Source organism: Desulforapulum autotrophicum HRM2, from assembly GCF_000020365.1.
GTDB classification, from domain to species: Bacteria; Desulfobacterota; Desulfobacteria; order Desulfobacterales; family Desulfobacteraceae; genus Desulforapulum; species Desulforapulum autotrophicum.
In genome coordinates this window covers 2,749,808-2,770,269 of sequence record NC_012108.1, presented here as the reverse complement: position 1 = coordinate 2,770,269, position 20,462 = coordinate 2,749,808, and the positions used below count along the sequence as shown (strand labels likewise).

Here is a 20,462-nt window from a genome sequence, read left to right as displayed (position 1 = left end):
ACCATCCAGCGGTGATTGAATTGCGGTTCGACAGTGGGAGAGGAGGGAATATAAACGCTGAGGCCGCTCCTGTGCGGCCTCAATCCCCGATTTTACTTTGTTATGTCAAATCTTTTTTTGCACAGTGCATAGGCGTGCTCTGCCAAGGCGACATCAACGAAATCGTTTTGAATCACCACAAGGGACTTCTGCTTCTGGATGCTGGCAATCACGTCGCTCTGTGTCAACCAGTTGTAGGTTGCGTGGTCAAAAATCCCTTTGGTGTCCTGAAGGATATTACCGGTTTTGGAACCCACCAGGTCGTTGATCCATTCGGTACTGTTCATGGCGATGTCGCTTATATAATGTTTCAGCGATGCCGAACCGGTGTTCTGCAGCTGTAGCATTGTAAGGCTTTGCGAACTGCTGGTCTTTTGCACCGTTTCATTCAACGCCTGAATCACAGGCTGTGGATCAGTAAGCGATTTGGAATATGTATCATTGCTGTAGCTGTCGTTAACATCACTGATGTTATAGAGGAAAAACACCCTTTTGCCGGAGCCGGCTATGGCGCTTAAACTCTGGGCCTCAAAGGTTGACAGATTCGACGGGAAATCATAGCCGACGTCGCTGGTGATATTAGCCTTGGCAACGTCCTCAACCTGATCCTGGGTAAGCGGTGTGAATTTATCTTTGTCGATGCCGGAGCTTGTAATCCGGAACACTGCGATTTCGTTTGGATTTTCCCTTAGGAATTTATTCACATCCTGAAGGAAGGTAGCAAAGGGCGCCCCTGGGATGAAATTGTGAATGTGGTAAGTCTTATTGACGTCACCATTTTTTTTGTAGCCCGGCCGTAAATCGAAATAGCGAGTACCGCTAATCATTTGATTGTAAGCGGTGTCTTTCTGGGTAACCGAGAAATTTGCGAGGGCCACCTCGAATCCGTTGGCGGCCAACAAACCAGCGAGGGAGGTGTTGCATACCGGAACCGGTATCAGCAACGCGAGCAGCACGGCGGCAGCTTCTTCGATCCACAAAAAACCATCGACGTTGATTTCGTACATGCCGGCGTCGTGGGCTCCGGGCAACACCAGTTGATTGAAGCGGATGCCCGGGCAGGCAGTCGCCAGGTCGGTCAACCATCGAAGATTGCGCTTCCCCAGGTAATTGTACGATTGATCGGTGATGGGGGATGGTGCATGAGAGATGCCATAGTTCATCAGCCATGGCGTTCCCGCGCTGTCTTTAAACTGAACCACGGTCTGTTTCGATACGTCGTTTCCTGAAATACCACCGGTTAGCCGGTCTATTTTGTATTTGACCTCGGTCAGTTGCGCTCCCGCGCTTGAGATCGCCTGAAGATGGAAATCACGATGCTCAGGAAAGACCCCGGTGGTATCGTAGGCCTTGCCCTGTTTCATGGTTCCGGTGCTTCCCAGTCCGCTGCCTTGGTAGAAAAATGGGTGAAAAGTATCACCTTCCATATCGAAGCGTGGATATACGGGGGACGCGCCGGTGTACCCCCAAAGCTCGACGCCCTTTCCACTGTTGATTTCATTGGCGTACTTGATGTGGAACTCGTCCGAGCCGCTGGTATCCATAAAGTAGAAGTTGTTCAGATATCCGGACTTGTTATCCTGGCGGGCGAGCAGGTCAAAACTGCAAAAATGCCAGTTATTGCAGTTTGAATAGTGGCCCTGCCCGAAGCAGACATGGTACTTAACGTTGTCGATAATCAGCCAACCCTTGAGCGCGAGGTTCAACTTATCTGGCTTATTGCTTCCGCCGCGGGCATGCATCACGTAAAGTGTATCCCCGCCCACAAAACGCCTATACCAATCGGCAACATCAAAATTACCGCTGCGGCCCACATCGACCTTTATTTTCAGTATACCGGTACCACCCTCTATTTTTATTTTGCTGGGGTCGATTGGCTTGTCTTTTTTGATTCGGGAGTCTTCCAGCCGAAAGTCAATTTTCAGATCAGATGCTTTACCATTGAGTTTGAATGTTATGTCTTGGCTCATTTCTATTGTCCTTTCGTATTTATATGTGGCGGTTAAATTGATGAATACTTACGATTTCAGTCATTTCTTGTTCACTTCCTGCACAAAATCATGAACAGACTTAGGTATCATTCATGATATCCATAAGCGGGTCACCCCCCCATTTCTGAAACAAGTTGGAAGGTGACTTGATTTTTCCAGTCTCAGGCCTGTACCCAGGCAAGGTTCCAGCCTGTCATGGTAAAGAGGCCCCCCTTGTTTCTCGCTGATCAGACAAAAAGTAACCAAAAAATCAATGGGGGCCAGGGAATTATGAATTCAGACTAAAAGTTCAATGCCAGGTAAGCTATAGGAAGAAAATAGAGTATCGGCCGAAGCCCCTTTGACCCGAGGTGATTTTCCATGAAAATAGCCGCACAGAGACCGACAAATACGGATGCACCGCGAAGCCCCATGGACAGATAACTCCATTGAAGAATGGCCCTGTCAAAACCGGTGAATACAAAACCGGCAGAACTGATCAGTACTGCCAACGCACAAAACCTGGCCGCAGCAAGGCTATGGGTTGAATTTTTATCTTTACCCTGTATGGTCTGCAATCCATCCAGACACAGATTGGTAGCCACCCCGAGCACCAGGCCTGAACCGGTTCCAAGTATCACCAGCAGCAGGCCGGCAGAACAGAAGGCGGCAACGGCAGGCGGCAGGGCCAGTTTGAAGAAAAACGGCAGGGCCTGGGCACTGCCGCCTTCCAACTGCGGAAAATTGGCCCGGAGATAGAGCCCGATGATGACTCCCAGGATACCGATGGGCGGAATAACCATTGCGCTTAAAAACGCTCCGTTCCTGGCCTGTTGGACGGTCTTTGCCGAAAAGATGGCTTGAAGATAAATCTGGGTGGACAATACCCCAGCCACCATTGATCCCAGATCCACCAGGGTCGGGGTGACACCGGGAGCGAAAAAATCAAGATACCCTCCTGCCGCCGGTAAACCGTCAATTATACTTCCGATTCCACCACCGCGGTAAAGGGCCAGGCCTGCAGACAATATCATGATACCATAGAGCATGAAAAATTTGATTTTTCCCACAGCCCCTGCCCCGGCAATACCGCCGGACAGCACAAAAACGGCCATGAGAATAATTGTAACCCCCATGGACACCCCCTGGGAGAATCCGAACACTGATTCAAGAATGGCCATGGCCGCCAGGTACTGGGCAATGATATGAATGAACATGCCAAGGGAATTAAAAAAACTGGTATAATACCGGAACCGTTCACCAAAATACCGCCCCAGAAATTCCGATACTGTGGCCACCTGTTCCCGCCGCAATGCCACGGCAAAAAAGCAGCCCAGCACAAAGCAGGAAATCCCGCTGCCCAGGGTGAAAATCCATGCCGTTATCCCATGATCATAGGCGGTCTGAACAGTTCCGATGGTGGACACCCCACCCACCAGGGTCCCGATGATTACCCAGGAGACCTGGGTGGCGGTCAAGGAACGGCCGGCCAGGGAAAAATCCTGCCCGGTTTTTACCTTTCGGCTTTTACCCAATACTAGAATGCAAAAAGTAACAAAAGAAAAAATAAAAACTGCAATATAAAGATAGTACTCCACACGTCCTCCAGGTTCCCAGCAAAATTGATGCAGGAATCTGTATACTCTCGAAATTCTGTCTTTGCAAGACTCAAGTGTCAACTTTACTGTATTCCTTTATGCTGCCAAACATTTAAAAATTTCACCGAGATATTTTTTCAGCTGCCCATATATTGCTCGTTTCTGCATTTTAGAATTCAAATCAGATGATATTGGCAATTCCAGGTCGCATGGTTTAACTTTCCACCTTGATGCCTGGATTAAACAATATTCTCCGTCTACTTACACAGAAAATAACAATATGCTCTTGATCATCCATTAAAAAAGTTATTGTCCATATTGAATTTGATATTTTGTCAAAACTGATTTACAACTAACGCTCTTTCTTGGTTATTTTTCCTGTTTAAGATGGAATGGTTTGATCGTAAATGTTTTTCGATGGTTATGGTGGTAGTGAGTATTTTTTTAGCAAATATCGGGGTTACCCATTTTAAGAAAATTATTCTGGCCTGGGTGGTTCTGATCCTCACATCTTCAGCGGCTTTATCCGCGGATCTTCCCAATAAAAATATTCTGATTCTTCATTCTTTTCACAAAGGCCATACCTGGGATGACAGCATTTCAAAGGGCATTGACGAAACCCTTGCCAGTCAAAAAAACCTGGAGATGGACACAAATATTTATTACGAATACATGGATGTGGAGAGGGTTCAGGGCTCGGTGCATATCCTGAGTCTTTATGAATTCTTCAGAAAAAAGTATGCTCAAATCAGGTTTGATGTGATCATTGCCACGGATGATTCCGCCTTCCGGTTTCTTATGGATTACCAGAAAAAACTATTCCCGAAAACACCCGTGGTCTTCTGCGGTGTTAATTATTTTGAAGAGTTTGAAATGTTTGGCTATGAACAATTTACCGGGGTGGTGGAAAGAATTGATATTATACAAACCGTGGAAACGGCCCTTGGTCTCCATCCAAAAACAAGGGAACTTCTTGTGGTGGTGGATCGAACCGACACCAGCATTGCCATCATTAAGACCTTTATACGAAATTTCAAGCATTTTAGGGATCCGACCATGTTTCACTTCATTGGCGCCCAAACCAGTGAAGAACTCAGGCAAAGACTTGCAGCCCTGCAACCTGGAACCGTGGTGCTCTTTGTCAATTTTACGGTGGACAAAACCGGGAAAAAAATTTCCATGGGAGATGGATTTAAAAAAATTATCCAGGACTGTCCTGTTCCTGTTTATTCGTTTTGGGACAGCTATTTGGGAAATGGCGTCCTCGGCGGTAAAATGTCCAGCGGCAGTGCCCATGGGAGAATGGCGGCAAAAATTGCCCTGCGGATTTTAAACGGGGAGCTTGCTTCAACAATTCCGATTTTCAAGGAGAGCCTTAACCGGCATATGTTTGACTACAAACTGATGCAGCGGTTCAATATCCCTAAGGAAAAGCTTCCGTCAGGCACCCAGCTCGTAAACATCCCCTTTTCATTTTATGCCACTTACAAAAAGCTGGTTTTGAGCGTAGTTGCAAGTATTGCGGGCCTTTCTTTGGTCATTCTTGCCCTTGTTGTGAATACCTTCAAGCGAAAGCGGGTTGAAAAAACCTTGAACTATTACACAAATCAACTGAACCTCCTTCATCGGATCGACCGGGCAATACTGGCTGGGAAGTTTTCCCACGAAATCACCTGGGAGGTTCTTCAACATGTGAGAGATCTTAATGCCTGCCGCTGGGCCAGTGTTGTGTTGTTTGATTTTAAAAAACAGACCGCCACCCTGGCAGAGGTGAACTCTGATTCGGGAGTAAGAGCATTGACCAGTTCATCCTTTCCCATCAGTGAATTCAACCCCGGTATCCTGAACCAGGGACGACGGGTAACTGTGAATTGTAAAAATCTTTCGGCAAGCTCATTTGTTGCATTGACCTTTCCGGACGATAGGATCAACCATTTTACCTGCATTCCTCTTATTTCAAACGGCAAGTTGATCGGATCCTTGAATCTGTCAGAGGCTACCCGGTCTTATCCACATATGGTGGAAATTGATATTTTTGAAGAGGTAGCCGCATCCCTGGCAGTGGCGATTCAAAGCGTCAATCTGCAAAAATCGGAAAAGCGCTATCATCGAGATCTGGAAAGGCTATCTGCAAAAGTGTTCGAGATGCAGGAAGCAACCTGCAGGAAAATATCGTTTGAGCTTCATGATGAAATCGGTCAAGCCCTTACTGCTGCGAACATCAACCTGGCCGCCATTAAAAAATTGATTTTACCTGACCCTCAACAACGGCTTCCCGGACTGGTCAATGATACCCAGGCGATTATAAACCGCCTGACCGAACAGGCACATGATCTTTCCCTTAATCTTTGGCCGCCCATGCTCAGGGATTTTGGCCTGGAATCCACCATTCAGTGGTATCTGCGCCGTATTGGCGAAAAGGTGAATATCCAACTGATCTTTGACGGGTCTGATTTTCCGGAAAGACCTGCACAGGAGATCGAAACGACGCTCTATCGATTGGTGCAGGAAGCGCTGAATAATGTGCTTAAACATGCCCAGGCAACCCGGGTGGATATCTCCATTACCCAGAAACAAAACGGCATGATTTTTTTTATGGTTGAAGATAATGGGCAGGGTTTTGATCTTGAAACGACCCTGTCTGATGAAACAATGAACGACCGACTGGGAATCCTGGGGATGCGGGAAAGAATTGCCATCCTGGGAGGGAAACTCGATATCTGGTCCAGCCTGGACAAGGGCACGTGTGTTTCGGCAGAAATTCCATGGCAGGAGCGAAAATGAACAAAATCAAGGTGCTTGTGGCTGAAGATCATACCATCGTTCGAAAAGGGCTCTGTTCCCTTCTCTATTCAGAGCCAGACATTGAGGTGGTTGGAGAAGCTGAGAATGGAAGGGAAGCCATTAAAATGGTAGAAGAATTAGCCCCGGATGTGGTGCTGATGGATATCTCCATGCCGGAATTAAACGGCATGGATGCAACGCGTCAGCTCAAAAAAAAGTATCCGGATGTAAAAATTTTGATCCTGTCCATGCACAGTACTGAAGAGTATATTTTTGAAACCCTGCGGGCCGGGGCGTCTGGTTACCTGATCAAACGATCCGCCCCCACTGATTTAATCAAAGCGATCCATGCAGCCCATGCAGGAGATTGCTTTCTCAGCCCTTCCATTTCCAAAAAGGTGATTAAAAATTATGTCCAGCAAAAGCAGGGCCTCAGCCTTGAACCCAGGGGACTGGATCTATTGTCTGCCCGGGAAAGAGAGGTACTGCAACTGATAGCCGAGGGACACGCGAACCGGGAGATCGCAGGCCACCTCTATATCAGCCCCAAGACTGTGGAAGCCCACCGAAACCATATCCAAAAAAAACTTGGGCTCAACGGGACTGCGGAATTGACCAAATACGCCATCAGAAAAGGGCTGGTGGAGCTTGGATGACGGACCCGGACTGCTTCATGATCCCCTGGGCTGCAATTTGTTCAATTTTTTCAAGGATACTCCCTGCATTCCCGTTGACTGTAACCAGATTAACCTCTTTGATCCACTGGGCCTTGACCTTTTCAATTTCCTTGAGGGCGAGCCAGTCCTGAATATCTTTTTTTGTGGCGAAAGTTACCGTATATCCCGCCTTTCTCTGGTCTGAAACGATCTCGTCCAGCATGGGCCGATAGATGTTGGCAAATCTCTTGCTGGCGTTTTCAGATGCTAGCTCAATCACTGTTTGGATGTCCCTGGGTAAACTGTTCCATCTTGGAAGATTTATGGTGACATGGAAGGGAACGGGATTCCAGAGTTCCCGGAATATTACAATATGTGGAGCAATTTCATCCAGATTGATTCTGTGGATGGCATCTATATTGGTAAAAACCCCTTCCAGGGCATTGGTTTTAAGCGCCAGATAGCTGTCTTTCCAGGGGGTATCCACCGGGATTGCCCCGGCACCCTCGAGGATCTTTAAAAGCCAGCGGCTTGAGGCCCGGATTCTCCGGTCTTTAAAATCCCCAAGTGAGGTCGCCTCCCTGGTAAAGCAGCCTGCAAGGGGAAGCACGGAATAGGTGTATATGATTTTTTGCTTGTAGTTCTCAAATTCTGCACCCAACTCTGGAATATCCTGGTAGATCTTGTTATATACCCATATCCTGTCCTCGTAACGGTCCGGTCCCTGCTGTAAAAGAGTTATCCCACCGTTTTTGACCAGTCGCTTAGGATAATAATTTATGTTTACATGCCCCATATCCACGGTACCGTCCTTTACCCCTTCCAGGATTTCCTTGTCAATGAGGTAGGACTGACGCCAATATACCTTGATTTTAATCCTTCCTTTGCCCAACTTTTCTATTTCATCAATAAACCCTTTTTCGGCAATGCCCCGTAATCCTACGGGTTCTGTATTGGTGGCATAGGTGAGTGTCAATGTTTCAGCCCGGGCAATATAGTGGGTTTTAAAAATACCCCCCCACAGTAATGACAGAAAAAAGCCCATGGCCGCAATGGCAGTAACCGTTGTGGCGGTTCCCGACAATTGCAGCATTTTTTCCAGTATGTTTTTTTTCATCTCAAAAGGTTCCATCCCCGTTTTTTTGGCATCACAATTTTCAGGCAACCATTCAGATAAGTTCTTCTCTTCTTGATACTGCCTGCCTTGGAAAACAAATTGTTCTCAGATTCTCTTATCATTTCCCCAAAAAAAGCAAGGGGAAATATATCGATTTCCAAGCTGCTGTTCTTTTATTAAATAGGTGCTTTTAAATCTTTTTTTAGGGGTTTCCCCAATAGACAATGTACCCCAAGTTCCCTAATGTGATCGTCAGAAATAGACAACGAAATGATCAATTGTTACATCATCAAAAAATTATTATTTTAGGAGAATGGCATGAAGCTTAAACTTTATCACAAAATCATCATTGGTCTTGTTGCTGGTTTTTTTGCAGGCATCATCCTTGGGGAAAAAGCGGCTTACCTGAAACCCATTGGAGACATTTTTATTCGCTGTCTGAGACTCATCGTTGTTCCCTTGATTTTATCCACTTTAATTACCGGTGTTGTCAGTGCCGGAGATCCGAAAAAAATCGGTTCCCTGGGAATAAAAACTGTGATTTATTTTATAACAACCACTTTTTTTGCAGTGGTCATCGGGCTTGTGGTTGCCAATATTATCCAGCCTGGCATTGGGCTCTCCCTGGGTGAAGTGGCTGACATTACCCGGCCGACACCTGTTTCCCCCATGCAGATGATAGTCAACATGGTTCCCCTTAATCCCATTGAGGCCCTGGCCAAAGGTAATGTACTCCAGATTATTGTCTTTGCCCTTTTATTCGGTGGGGCCCTGGCCCTGGCAGGAGACAAGGGGAAGCCTGTGGCAGATTTCTTCCGTGCCATGGCAGAGGTAATGTTTAAATTCTCCGATATCGTAATTAAAATGGCACCCTATGGCGTGTTTGCCCTGATCGCCTGGACCAGTGGTAAATTCGGTCTTGCCATTTTACTGCCCATGGGCAAACTGATTGCGGCCACTTTCATCGCTTGCGTTATTCACATTGTTTTCACCTACTCCGGTGCTGTAAAGCTCCTGGGCCGCACAAGCCCCATTCATTATTTCAAAAAAGTCATGGAACCTGCCCTGGTCGGGCTGAGTACCTGCAGCGCAGCCGCAGCTTTTCCCTTTACCATGCGCGCCCAGAAACAGCTGGGTGTGGCAGACCGGGTGTCTGGTTTTACACTGCCCATGGCCCTTACCATAAACATGGACGGAACAGCCCTTTATCAGTCTGTCGGTGCAATATTTGTGGCCAATATCTACGGGGTTGATCTTTCTTTCTCCCAGCAGGCCACCATTGTGATGACAGCAGTGCTTGCTTCCATCGGAACCGCCAGCATACCCGGAGGCGGTCTGATCATGCTCACCCTGGTACTGGAATCCGTGGGACTCCCCCTGGAAGGCATCGCCATTGTGGCAGGAATCGACAGAATACTTGACATGTTCAGAACAACGACTAACATTTTTGGTGACAACTCTGCTGGTCTTGTGGTGGCTGCCCTTGAAAATGATCTGGACAGAAAAATCACAGCAATGCCCCTGAAGGATATGCTTGGTGAAAACCCGGCTTGAACATAAAACAACTCAACTTTCGGGATTGACTGTTTACATGGTGTTTGCATTATTGTTCTTTTTGCTGGTTTAATGTATATGGAGTCATTCTGATAAAAAGTGGAATATAACAACCGACCCCATCCACCAGGACTTAAGGGCTCACTCAAAAACAACTTTACATTTTGGAGGCCAATTCATCTAGCCCTGCCGCGTTGTGAAAATTCGGCGTATTCCTGATATGCCTGCATTTTCACGCCTTGCAGGGCAGGCGACTTGACCACCAAAATTGGTAATTTATTTTTGAGTGAACCCTAAGTTTAAAAGTTGAACAAAAAACAATCAAGACACAGGCGATTCAATGACAAACAAAAAAGTACAATTTCAGATTCAAGGTCTGCTCAAACTGGAAAAAGTGGGTGATTACCTCAACCTGGTGGACAAAAAGGTCAAACTGGTATTCAAGGAAAAAGATCCTGTACAGAACACCCGATTTTTCTTCAACGCTGATGTTGCTGACTTGTCAGAAACCGGAACCCATCTGGTATTGAGGAATGTTCATATCAAAAGATATCTTTTTTTTTCAACTCATATCAAAAAATGTATTGTGCCGATCAACAATATCTCGACCATCCAGATCCTGGAGAAGTAAAACGTTCCATAAACCGCGCGTGATCATGATAATAAATGCTTTCTACCGATGTTGAGCCTGATTGTTTTTTGTTCTGCCTATATCGGCATGGCCCTTGGAAAAATACCGGGACTGATTATCGACCGAGTTGGCATTGCTCTTCTTGGCACCATAGCCATGGTGGTTTCTGGTGTTGATACCCCGGAAGATGTATTAAAATCCATTGATCTGCCCACTATATTGCTGCTTTACGCTTTAATGATTATTTCTGCACAACTTCGACTTGGGGGGGGTACACCTGGGTTTCACTGGAAATTGTGCCATTTTATACCCATCCAAGACTGTTTTTATTGTTCACCATGGTTGTAAGTGCCCTGTTGTCACCATTATTGGCAAATGACATCGTGTGTTTTGCATTCACACCGGTGTTGGCGCTTTTTTTAATTTAAGCCGGATTAAATCTCCTTCCATTTTTTCATGGGGCTTGCTGTATCAAGCAACATTGGTTCAGCAGTTACCCTTATTGGAACCCCCCAGGGATGTGATGCCATGGTCAAGGCATGGATTTCAAGCCCTGTTCAACCGGCCATTTAAAACTTTTCTGACAATCTTTGCCAGATTTAATTTGGAGAATGGCTTCTGAATAAAAGTCACATCACCGTCAAGAACACCATGATGGGCAATGGCATCAGCCGTATATCCAGACATGAAGATACATTTGAGATCAGGGTGAAGGGATTGCAGCTTATTTGCAAGTTCAAGCCCATTCATCTCAGGCAGAATCACATCCGTGATGAGCAGATGAATTTTGCCTGTATGATTCTCAGCCCAAGTTACGGCCCCTTTCGGTGTATTTGAGGGCCACACATTATAACCCAATCCACTGAGGATCTGCTGGGCAAGTTTTAAAATAGCTGGATCATCTTCCACAAGCATAATTGTTTCACCGCTACCCTGGGGAATTTCTTCAGTGTTTTTTGTTTGAACCGTAATACAATCTCCCTCATGCCGGGGAAAATATAGCTTGAAGGTCGTCCCAATGCCGGGTTCACTGTATACGTTGATGAATCCGCTGTTTTGCTTGACAATGCCGTAAACTGTTGCCAATCCAAGCCCTGTTCCCTTGTCTTTACTCTTTGTGGTGAAAAATGGTTCGAAAATATTATTCCGGATCTCTTCATGCATGCCACAGCCGTTATCACTTAGAATCAGCATGACAAATTCGCCCGGGATAAAGCCCTGGTGATCGGCACAATAAGCTGTATCAAAAGTTTCCATCTTGGTTTCAATAGTGACTTTACCGACTTCGGTGATGGCATCCCGGGCATTAACACATAAATTAGCCAAAATCTGGTCAATCTGGGACGGGTCCATTTTGATGGGCCATAATTCAGGTCCTGGCAACCAGGCAAGCGTGATATCTTCACCGATGAGGCGCTGGAGCATCTTAAGCATGGCCTCGACGGTTTCATTTAAATCAACCACCTTGGGCGCTATAACCTGTTTGCGGGCAAAGGCCAGCAATTGTCTGGTAATATCTGTTGCACGTCTTGCGGCCTTGAGAACTTCATTAAGATCAGCATACAGTGGTTCGACTGGATCTATCTTATCTATAGCCATTTCAGTGTAACCCATGATCACACTTAATGCATTATTGTAATCGTGGGCGACTCCACCTGCCAGACGTCCAACGGATTCCATCTTCTGGGCCTGACGGTATTGAGCTTCCAATTTGGTTTTTTCTGCTTCCGCCCTTTTACGTTCAGTGATGTCTGTAATGATATGAACAGCTCCGGAAAACTGTCCTGCTGAATCCAAGAACGGGTCCACGGCAATTTCAAACCAACCTTCGCCGATCTGGAGATCCATGGTTTCACGGCGCAGGCTTTCACGTGCTTTGTTAAGAGGACATTCATCGATGGGCAGGTCTGTGCCATGTACAATTTCCCAGCATTGTTTCCCAATCATTTGATCAATTGATTTTTTGAAAAAATGCTCAGCAGTCTTGTTGGAGCGAACCACCTGCTGATTTTTATCAAGAATCCAGATTACGCTGTTGGTGGCATCGAAGGTGGTTTGCCATTCCTGGGATATTCTAAGTAACGAATCTTCCATCTGCTTGCGTTTAGTGATATCACGGCCCACCCCGATGATTTCTGTGATTTTTCCATCATCGTCAAGAACTGCCGTATCTACCCATGCAAGCCACCGCCAGCCCTCTTTTGTTAAAGCCCGCTGTTCCATGTAGGCGGTGTGGGGGGGAGAAAGAAGCGTTTCCATTGCCTTTGCTGTTGACTCTTGATCCTCTTCATGGACAAGGTGCATAAATTTTTGACCCAACAGTTCTTCTTCTTTTTTATCAAACACTTTGCAGTAGGATGGACTGACAAACAAAAACCGGCCCTCAGTATCCACCTTCACCACCATGTCGGTTTGATTCTCAACCAAAAGCCGATATTTTGCTTCGCTCTCTCCCAACGTTTTTTCCGCCTGCCGGCGGTCCGTCAGCATCTTGTCGGCATATTCCGCCATCTGATCAAGTTCAGTAAATTTAATATGTTCACGATCAATTTTTTCATCCGAATGCCCCACCCTGTTAAAGAATGAATTTAAAAGTTTAAAATCATTCCTGAGTCCCTTGTTCAACCGATTATAAAACAGAGAAAAAACCGTCAATATCACCGTGATCAACAGGATAGAATAAAGAATTTTTATTTTCATATGATTGTTTAACGCCGTTTGCATTAAACCGATATTTGTTTCTAAATCATCAAGATAAACGCCAGCACCGACAATCCATTGCAAACCAGGGATTCCGTAAACAAATGATATTTTTTGAGATTCTTTGCCTGAGTTAGTCAATTTAATATGTGAGTAATAAAGATAATCACCTTCAGATTTTAAAGCGGCACTATGTTCCATTTTAAAAATATCTTTCATCTTTTTAGGATTATCATCAAAAACCTTCCAAAGTTTTTTTGTTCCGGAAAAAAGTTGTCCATTTGAGACTAAAGCATCCCCATTGAATTTGTTGACAAAAACATATCCTTCTTTTCCAAACCGGATCCTGCTGATCGTTGATAGCAGGTCAGCTTTGATCTGACTCTCAACATCACCCACATACAAACCAGTCCCGACAAACCAGTCGTAGGGCTCAAATTGTTTGATAAAAGTGATTTTCTTAAAGTCGTTGCCTGGTGAACCCGGTTTTGTCCAGTGGTATTCATAAAAGCCTTCGTGGGATTGTTTTGCAATTTTGATCATATCTTTGTTGATATATCGGGCTCGTGTGTCTTGAATATTTAGCAGATTTAATCCTTCCATCTGAGGTTTGTGCGCAAAAAGGACTACTCTACCATCCAGGCGGATTGCAAAATAATAACCCCTTCCGTTTTCAAATCGGATGGGCCTTAATGCATCCAGAATCATTTGCTGAATTTTTGATTTACTTTCATTCTCCTGATTTTGCAGGTAAATATTATGTGCAATATCAAATGCTTCATAAACCCGCGATTTGATCTCTGCCCTTGTTACGCTTTCACTTTGTGCTTTTTCATAACGAATCATATCAACAACACGCATCACTTCCTGTTTGATGATTTGTTTATGCTGGGCAATGTAATCTGAACGTATTTGATCAGTACGGGAATTAAGATCACGATAAAAACTGATAATATCAATAAAAATAATACTAACGCCGAATCCGACTATAAAAATGATTCCCCATATCTGTATGAATTTGATCAGGTTGATTTTTTTTCTCATGATTGCTCCGCGTCAAAAAAAGCCCGCCTGCAAGTTTAAAAGCTGATTGATGTCAACCAATTTATAAAGAGGGTCTTATGTAAAGACTGATTTTTTCTTTATTTACGATACCTTTAAAAATTTTATTTTGCCAGATAAAACAACTTTTTTGTGTGGGATTTAGTCTCCTTTGGCCTTTTATAAGAAGTCTTTCATTTGATTGAATCATCGCTGCCACAGGATCCGTGTTTCTTCCAGAGGAATCGCAATGGCGTCATCATGTGGGATGACCCGAGGAGAGTAATCAGTCAACGGGCGGACCGCAGACACCGCCGCGGTGTAAACATAAGTATCCAAGGCTTCATGGGTTTGACGAATAAGTTTCATCTTCTGCCGTACCGGCATTTCTCCATCAATGCCTTCGGCATAAATTTCTACTCGTACTGCATCAGGGTCAAGATCATTGAGATAGAGAAAAATTTCAAATATATACTGTCCGTCGCGCGTCTCCACCTTAACCTCACCAAAATGCAGTGCATCCCATTTTTGTTCCCGCAGGTTGTGCCTATCGATAATCTGCTTGCCTGCCGTACCCTTATTCGCAGAGCGTTTACGGTATGCATTGGCCGCTGGGAGATAATGCTGTTCCGTGTATTCGCGAACCGTTCGATTTGAGGAAAACCGTGGTGTCAAGTGCGCCATACTTTCCCGCATCCGTGCAACCCATGCAGTGGCTATCCCGTTTGCGTCACGTGAATAAAATTCAGGGATCACTTCTCGTTCGAGCAGGTCATAGAGCGCTTCGGCTTCATCAGCATTCCAGGAAGGGTCATTGCCATGTTCCCTGCCGTCTCCCAGTGCCCATCCCGTTCCCGGTGTGTATGCTTCCGCCCACCAGCCGTCAAGCTCGGAAAGATTGATTCCGCCGTTAACAAGCACCTTCATGCCACTGGTTCCACTTGCTTCCCAAGGGCGCAGGGGGGTATTGAGCCAGACATCCACCCCCTGAACCAGACGCTGGGTTAAATGCATGTCGTAATCGCTGAGAAATATCACATGGGGTCGTACCTCAGGCCGGCGGGCGAACTGGGTCCACTGCTGTATTAATGACCGGCCGGCCTCGTCGGCCGGATGTGCTTTGCCGGCAAGGATGAGCTGCACCGGGCGCCCGGGATTGCTCAACAGGCGCAGCAGGCGTTCAGGATCATGAAGCAGCAGGTTTGGTCTCTTATAAGTGGCAAAACGCCGGGCAAAGCCCAATGTTAAAACCTGGGGATCAAACAAATGCATTGCATCATCAACCTCCTGTGACGATGCACCTGAAGCGGATAGCTGCAGGGATAAACGTTTTCGAACATATTCAACAAGAGATTTGCAACCATCGGTTCGAAATCGCCATAGTCTGGCATCCGTAATCTTGTGAATATTCTGTCCCAATGTTTCGCCCGCCCCAAGCCATCGGTCTTTCCCGCAGGCTTTTGTCCAGAGATCATCAGACGCTTCAGAGTCCCAGGTCGGCATATGGACACCGTTGGTAATATGTCCAATGGGGATTTCCACTTTTGGCCACCGGGGAAAGAGTGGTGTGAAAATTTTCTGGCTCACCTTCCCGTGCAAACGGCTGACACCGTTGACAGCCCCACTTCCCCGGACTGCCAGGTAAGCCATATTAAATGGTTCAGCCGTGTTGTTCGGGTCCTGTCGACCAAGGGCAAGCAGGTCGTGGAGCGGGATGCCGAGCTTGTTTTTGGCATACCAGCCTAGGTATTGGGCGATGAGGGCCGGTGCAAAACGGTCGAAACCCGCTTCCACGGGTGTGTGGGTGGTAAAAAGGTTGCCCGCCCGGGTGACGGTGAGTGCCACCTCAAAGGATTGCCCGGTATCATCCATAAAGGTTCGAGCCCTTTCCAGCACTGCAAAAGCCGCATGGCCTTCATTCAGGTGGCATACTTCAGGCTTTATGCCCAGTTCATTAAGCAAATGCCATCCACCGATACCCAGAAGAATTTCCTGCTTGAGACGCAGTTCTGGACCGCCGCCATACAGTTCACTGGTAATCCCGCGATGGGCGGGATAATTAGCCGCGTCATTACTGTCCAGCAAATATAATTTAACCCGGCCGACCTGGACCTGCCAGGTTCTCAGCCAAACGGAATAACCTGGCAACCGGATTTCCAACCGCACCCATTCGCCATTGGGCCGACGCAACGGTGTGATCGGTAACTGCCCCGGATCATTGTACGGAAAAAGTGCCTGTTGTGCGCCATTCTTGTCTATTACCTGGCGGAAATACCCCTGCTGATAAAGGAGCCCCACACCAATTACCGGCACACCCAGATCGCTGGCCGCCTTGAGTTGATCTCCGGCCACATTGCCCAACCCGCCTGAATAAATGGGCAACGCTTCGCTCAACATGAATTCCATGCAGAAATAGGCGACGACGGTCAGGGGAGACTTTGAATAATTTTGCTGAAACCATGCCGGTGATTTGGCTGCCTTGCGCCTGGCCTGCACAAGAGCGTCCACCTTCTTGCGAAAACCACGATCAGCCAGAACATGACTGAGTCGATCCTGCGAGACTGTTTGCAGAAGCACCCAGGGATTTTGTGTGAACTCCCAAAGCGGCCTATCAATCTGTCTCCATATGTCGTCTGTGCAATGGTTCCACGACCAATTCATATCCAGCGCAAGTTCGGCAAGGGAATCGAATCCTTGGATCTTGGTGGGGAATAGATCATTGATTTGACTTTTCAGTCTTTTTTGTTTTTCCATGGTTTCTCCTCTAATTTGCCTGAAAGCACGACCCGTTTCTTTTTACAGATACCATGAATATTACATTGGGCCAGTTGTGTCCTTCCACCAGATATACGCCCACGTGGAATGTCTGTCCAGACCTGGATTTTATCGGAACATTTTCGTCATTAATTTATTTTGAACAAGTCATGGAAAGAAAAGCCGAAGGTGCCCGTGCCCCCCCTGAGGTGCTGTGCTGATTCAGAACGATGAGAGGATGAATCTAAAGGGATTTTCTACTGAATTGAAGGAATTTGTGATAAAAAAATCCCTGCTGGGTAAAAGCACCGGGTGAACAAAAAAAAGCCCCGATGAAATTAACCAAAGGGGCTTTTACGAATCTATTTTCAACTAAAATCTGACTAACCCATCGGGGTTAAATGATTTTAAAGTTGCAAACTATACTACCGTGACATTAGTAGCAGCAGGTCCTTTCTGACCCTGCTCTATGTCAAAGGTTACCTTGTCTCCTTCGTTAAGTGATTTAAAACCCGAAGCGTTGATTCCTGAGTGATGAACGAAAACATCCTCTCCGTTCTCCTGCTCGATAAAACCAAAACCCTTTGAATCGTTAAACCATTTTACAGTTCCATTAGCCATGTGACAATCTCCTAAAAAATAAAGTTCAATTGTTTCGAACTTGAGGTAGTTGCCACAATGATGTGCTTATTCAACAATTTATTCTTCCCTTAAGTACAAAACATGCAGGCTGCTAAATTACAACCCAGCTAAATTATGGTGGTAACAATAACACCAAAGGCAAATTAAATCAAGCGCTATAACTTTTTTTTAAAAAGGGTTTTTGGGCCAGATTTCAGAGGCCATCATAACGCCATGGCAGGCGCAGGCGGTACTGAAGAGCACTGAAGTCTTTTCTGTTTTGATGCATGACAATGCATTATATAGAGCCTCGGGCGTGTATCCACCTACCCCCGGGGCCAGTTGGTGACTGCGAACAACGATGGACTGCCAGCCCGGTATCTTGATGGATCCCAGGCTCTGATAAAGAATCCGTGGTCTGGGTTTCTTTGTCACGGTGCAGAAATCCGCCGGTTCTGGACAGTTGTCAGGGCAAATGAAATCGGCGTTGCTCATGTAAAGGACCCCTTCGTCCCCCTCCATGGGATTGGGCAGCATATCAATAACCTCCGGTGGGGGTGGACATGGGTGCACCTGCCTATCCCCGGGAAGGTTAAGACGTACCCATTCCCAGGAAAGGTGGATGGGCACACACGGGACGATCCATGAAATTCTTTCCCGGTTTTTGTGGAGCAGTTGATCGAGAAACCAGACCCCATCCGCGCAGACTGTATGGGCACCTAAGACCGCGATTTTCTTGCAGTCACTAAAATTTTGATCCACCGCGATGATGGTGGTTTCCGGCATTTGTTCCCTCAACCTTTGGGCCGCTTTTCGGCCAAATTTACCGGCACCTACGATGAGAACCATTTCCCCCATATCGTTTCCCTTTTCCCTTTGATTAAAGTGGAACCCACGGCATTTTTCCAGTTTTGGTGACTCCGCAGATAAAAAGGTTATAACTTAAATAGATATCCAAAGTAAACCCTGGAAAAAAACTGTTAATGATTATTTGAATGGTTGTTCAAAATATTGTTGTAAATTATGGCACAGGCTGTATAATGGTTGTGAAATATCTGAAACCTAAAAAGAAACGAGGTTAACATGGCAAAAGCGCAATTTGACAGAAACGAAATTATTGATAAATCCATCGGCCTTTTCTGGCAAAATGGATTTAGTGCGTCATCAATGCAGCAGGTTGTAAAAACCACGGGTCTTAAACCCGGTTCAATCTATAACTCATTTGGAAATAAAGAAGCCCTGTTTCGGGAAGCGCTGGAGAGTTATGCTGAAAAATCCATCTCACGAATTCGCAACACCCTGGATACTGCAACAAGTGTCCGTGTGGGTATTTGTAAGTTCTTTGAGACGATTATACATGAATCAACCCGGAAAAATTATTGCAGCTGTTTTCTCATTAAAACCCAGCTTGAGATGGCTGGTGAGGACAACGCCCTTCATCACTTGGCATCCACCAAACTGGGGGAGATAGAAAAGGTTTTCCAGGCCTATCTTGAAAGAGAGTTCAGCAGGGAAATGAGCCGGCAGCGTGCCACAAGCATCATGTTTCACATTTTTGGTATAAGAATTTATGGATACCAGAAAGGATCTGCAGACCGCATGCGCCAGGGGGTAAGAGAGGGGTTGGCCTGGCTTCCCTGGGAAGAGAAATAGAACCTTCAGTGTTCTGGTCGTCATTTTTTTCTGTCGTGAAAAGACAATGCCTTCGGCGATTGTCGGAGACACTGGATACTGTCAACCGTTCCAGTGTAGGTTTTTAAAAAAGATGGGCATGGCTGTTTTCTTTTCACCTATGCCCACTGGGTTTCAGTTAATCGATACGATCAGGTTTTCCTGCTCTTTTTTTACAGGAAAACGGATGATTGGATGGGGTGCAGGACCAAAGATTTTTTCCCCGTCTGGATCGTAGGTTGACTTGCTAATGCTGCAGCATTGAACGGTGTTGGTTCCGGGAACCGGGTCCAACCGGCGATGTCCCAGATGGGTACAATAATTGTGAAAGGCACGATACTCACCGTCCTCCCCGTAAACAACGAGCACCCTTTTGGGAAGGTTTTTACCTTCAAACCGACTTGCACCACCAGGGGTTGCAAGCTCCAATGCCTTGCCCAGATCGATAATAAGCTTCCCGTCTGAATAGTCCCAGCAGTCCTCAATAATGGGCATGGTCGTTGCCGATATCCCCAGCAATCGTTGGAAAAAACTCCTTTCCAAGAATTTTACAGTCATTTTTTCTCCCTTGGGTTAGAAGCCCTGTTTATCTTCATTCGTATTTACTACATCAGAACCCTGTGCTTAATTTTCTGGGCAATTTCCAACCCCAACTGATTGGCTCTGTCCCAGATTTCAGTCTGGTCTTCAACTTTGCAGAATTTATCAGGGGTGACTTTCGTGTCATCCCCAAAGACCCAGGGCAAAGAGCTCATTGGGCAGGTTTCACTGAATCCGCAGACTAGACATTCTGTATTTCCGGTGATTTTCAGATTACCCAATATCTCCATTCCCTCCACCGTCAATGCATGCTCAATCTGTTTACTTGTCTCTTCAAGCCCAGGGGCTCCCCGGCCAATTCCTGAAGCGACTACAACCGCAAGCTTTCCCCGGTTCAGACCATTTTGATGTCGTAAAGAAAACAATCTTTCGAGAAACGCCTTTGTAAATCCATCAACAGAACCATAGGGTGAATATCCACCAACAACAATTGCATCTGCTCGTCGAACCTTTTCAGCCAATTGCGGAAAATCATCCTTGACCTTACAGATGTTGTCCTTTGTGCATCCAAGACAGGCGATACAGGGTTTTACATTGATCTTACTCAGTTTTACAAATTCGGATCTGAGACCGCTGCTGTTAAGCACAGCCTGAATTAAACGATCCGTGTTGCTGTTTTTTATCGGGCTCCCTGAAATTCCTAAAATTTGGGGTTGCATAGTGTATACTCCTTTTTTTATTCGATTTTGAATTGTTGACAGTATATGGCTTCTTTTCAAAGAATTC

Annotated in this window: 16 protein-coding genes; 7 read left to right on the top strand and 9 right to left on the bottom strand. The window is 46.0% G+C overall.

Annotation, left to right across the window (positions count from 1 at the left end; translation table 11 throughout):
- Positions 1–92 precede the first annotated feature (92 nt).
- Entirely contained in the window at positions 93–2,009 is a 1,917-nt protein-coding gene (locus HRM2_RS12060) for a phosphatidylinositol-specific phospholipase C domain-containing protein (RefSeq protein ID WP_015904284.1), read from the bottom strand.
- Between the two features lie 302 nt (positions 2,010–2,311).
- Positions 2,312–3,544: a sodium:solute symporter family protein gene (locus tag HRM2_RS12055; RefSeq protein ID WP_232364260.1), complete on the bottom strand. Its 1,233-nt coding sequence runs from the start codon at positions 3,542–3,544 to the stop codon at positions 2,312–2,314.
- 495 nt (positions 3,545–4,039) lie between these two features.
- On the opposite strand from HRM2_RS12055, the gene HRM2_RS25220 reads away from it, so the two are divergent.
- Together HRM2_RS25220 and HRM2_RS12045 are read left to right on the top strand one after the other, a co-directional pair.
- Positions 4,040–6,391 carry an ATP-binding protein gene (locus HRM2_RS25220; protein ID WP_187149363.1) on the top strand — a complete coding sequence of 784 codons (2,352 nt, stop codon included), beginning with the start codon at positions 4,040–4,042 and terminating at the stop codon, positions 6,389–6,391.
- Positions 6,388–7,047, top strand: coding sequence for a response regulator (locus HRM2_RS12045; protein WP_015904281.1), 660 nt, complete (start codon positions 6,388–6,390; stop codon positions 7,045–7,047). The genes HRM2_RS25220 and HRM2_RS12045 overlap by 4 nt, the downstream gene beginning before the upstream one ends.
- On the opposite strand, the gene HRM2_RS12040 is transcribed toward HRM2_RS12045, so the two are convergent.
- A complete protein-coding gene (locus tag HRM2_RS12040; RefSeq protein WP_041273233.1) occupies positions 7,019–8,164 on the bottom strand; it encodes a type 2 periplasmic-binding domain-containing protein in 1,146 nt (381 codons plus the stop codon). The two genes, HRM2_RS12045 and HRM2_RS12040, sit on opposite strands and share 29 nt — an antisense overlap.
- A gap of 318 nt (positions 8,165–8,482) precedes the next feature.
- Between HRM2_RS12040 and HRM2_RS12035 the strand changes: the two genes are divergently transcribed.
- The 3 genes from HRM2_RS12035 to HRM2_RS27650 all read left to right on the top strand — a co-directional run bounded on the left by HRM2_RS12035 (position 8,483) and on the right by HRM2_RS27650 (position 10,697).
- Positions 8,483–9,718, top strand: a complete 1,236-nt coding sequence (locus HRM2_RS12035; RefSeq protein WP_015904279.1) for a dicarboxylate/amino acid:cation symporter — start codon at positions 8,483–8,485, stop codon at positions 9,716–9,718.
- Positions 9,719–10,058: 340 nt separating this feature from the next.
- Complete coding sequence (locus tag HRM2_RS12030) at positions 10,059–10,349, top strand: hypothetical protein (RefSeq protein WP_015904278.1); 291 nt, start codon at positions 10,059–10,061, stop codon at positions 10,347–10,349.
- Positions 10,350–10,397: 48 nt separating this feature from the next.
- On the top strand, positions 10,398–10,697 hold the full coding sequence (locus tag HRM2_RS27650) for a putative Na+/H+ antiporter and related arsenite permease (RefSeq protein WP_015904277.1): 300 nt from the start codon (positions 10,398–10,400) through the stop codon (positions 10,695–10,697).
- A 198-nt stretch (positions 10,698–10,895) separates the two neighbouring features.
- Here HRM2_RS27650 and HRM2_RS25210 read toward each other — a convergent pair whose 3' ends face one another.
- Positions 10,896–14,093: a cache domain-containing protein gene (locus HRM2_RS25210; protein WP_015904276.1), complete on the bottom strand. Its 3,198-nt coding sequence runs from the start codon at positions 14,091–14,093 to the stop codon at positions 10,896–10,898.
- 204 nt (positions 14,094–14,297) lie between these two features.
- Positions 14,298–16,844, bottom strand: a complete 2,547-nt coding sequence (glgP, locus tag HRM2_RS12015) for an alpha-glucan family phosphorylase (protein WP_015904275.1) — start codon at positions 16,842–16,844, stop codon at positions 14,298–14,300.
- Between the two features lie 53 nt (positions 16,845–16,897).
- On the opposite strand from glgP, the gene HRM2_RS27645 reads away from it, so the two are divergent.
- Positions 16,898–17,065 (top strand): hypothetical protein, encoded by a 168-nt coding sequence (locus tag HRM2_RS27645; protein ID WP_232364259.1) that lies wholly within the window; start codon positions 16,898–16,900, stop codon positions 17,063–17,065.
- A gap of 199 nt (positions 17,066–17,264) precedes the next feature.
- Here the strand turns inward: HRM2_RS27645 and HRM2_RS12010 are convergent, their stop codons facing one another.
- Both HRM2_RS12010 and HRM2_RS12005 read right to left on the bottom strand, forming a co-directional pair.
- Entirely contained in the window at positions 17,265–17,465 is a 201-nt protein-coding gene (locus HRM2_RS12010; protein WP_015904274.1) for a cold-shock protein, read from the bottom strand.
- 189 nt (positions 17,466–17,654) lie between these two features.
- Positions 17,655–18,323, bottom strand: a complete 669-nt coding sequence (locus HRM2_RS12005) for an NAD-binding protein (RefSeq protein ID WP_015904273.1) — start codon at positions 18,321–18,323, stop codon at positions 17,655–17,657.
- Positions 18,324–18,548: 225 nt separating this feature from the next.
- On the opposite strand from HRM2_RS12005, the gene HRM2_RS12000 reads away from it, so the two are divergent.
- The gene (locus HRM2_RS12000; protein WP_015904272.1) at positions 18,549–19,118 is read left to right on the top strand and encodes a TetR/AcrR family transcriptional regulator; all 570 of its coding nucleotides are present in this window, start codon (positions 18,549–18,551) and stop codon (positions 19,116–19,118) included.
- A 153-nt stretch (positions 19,119–19,271) separates the two neighbouring features.
- Here HRM2_RS12000 and HRM2_RS11995 read toward each other — a convergent pair whose 3' ends face one another.
- Together HRM2_RS11995 and HRM2_RS11990 are read right to left on the bottom strand one after the other, a co-directional pair.
- Entirely contained in the window at positions 19,272–19,694 is a 423-nt protein-coding gene (locus HRM2_RS11995) for a QcrA and Rieske domain-containing protein (RefSeq protein WP_015904271.1), read from the bottom strand.
- Between the two features lie 47 nt (positions 19,695–19,741).
- On the bottom strand, positions 19,742–20,395 hold the full coding sequence (locus HRM2_RS11990) for a flavodoxin family protein (RefSeq protein WP_015904270.1): 654 nt from the start codon (positions 20,393–20,395) through the stop codon (positions 19,742–19,744).
- Between the last annotated feature and the right edge of the window lie 67 nt (positions 20,396–20,462).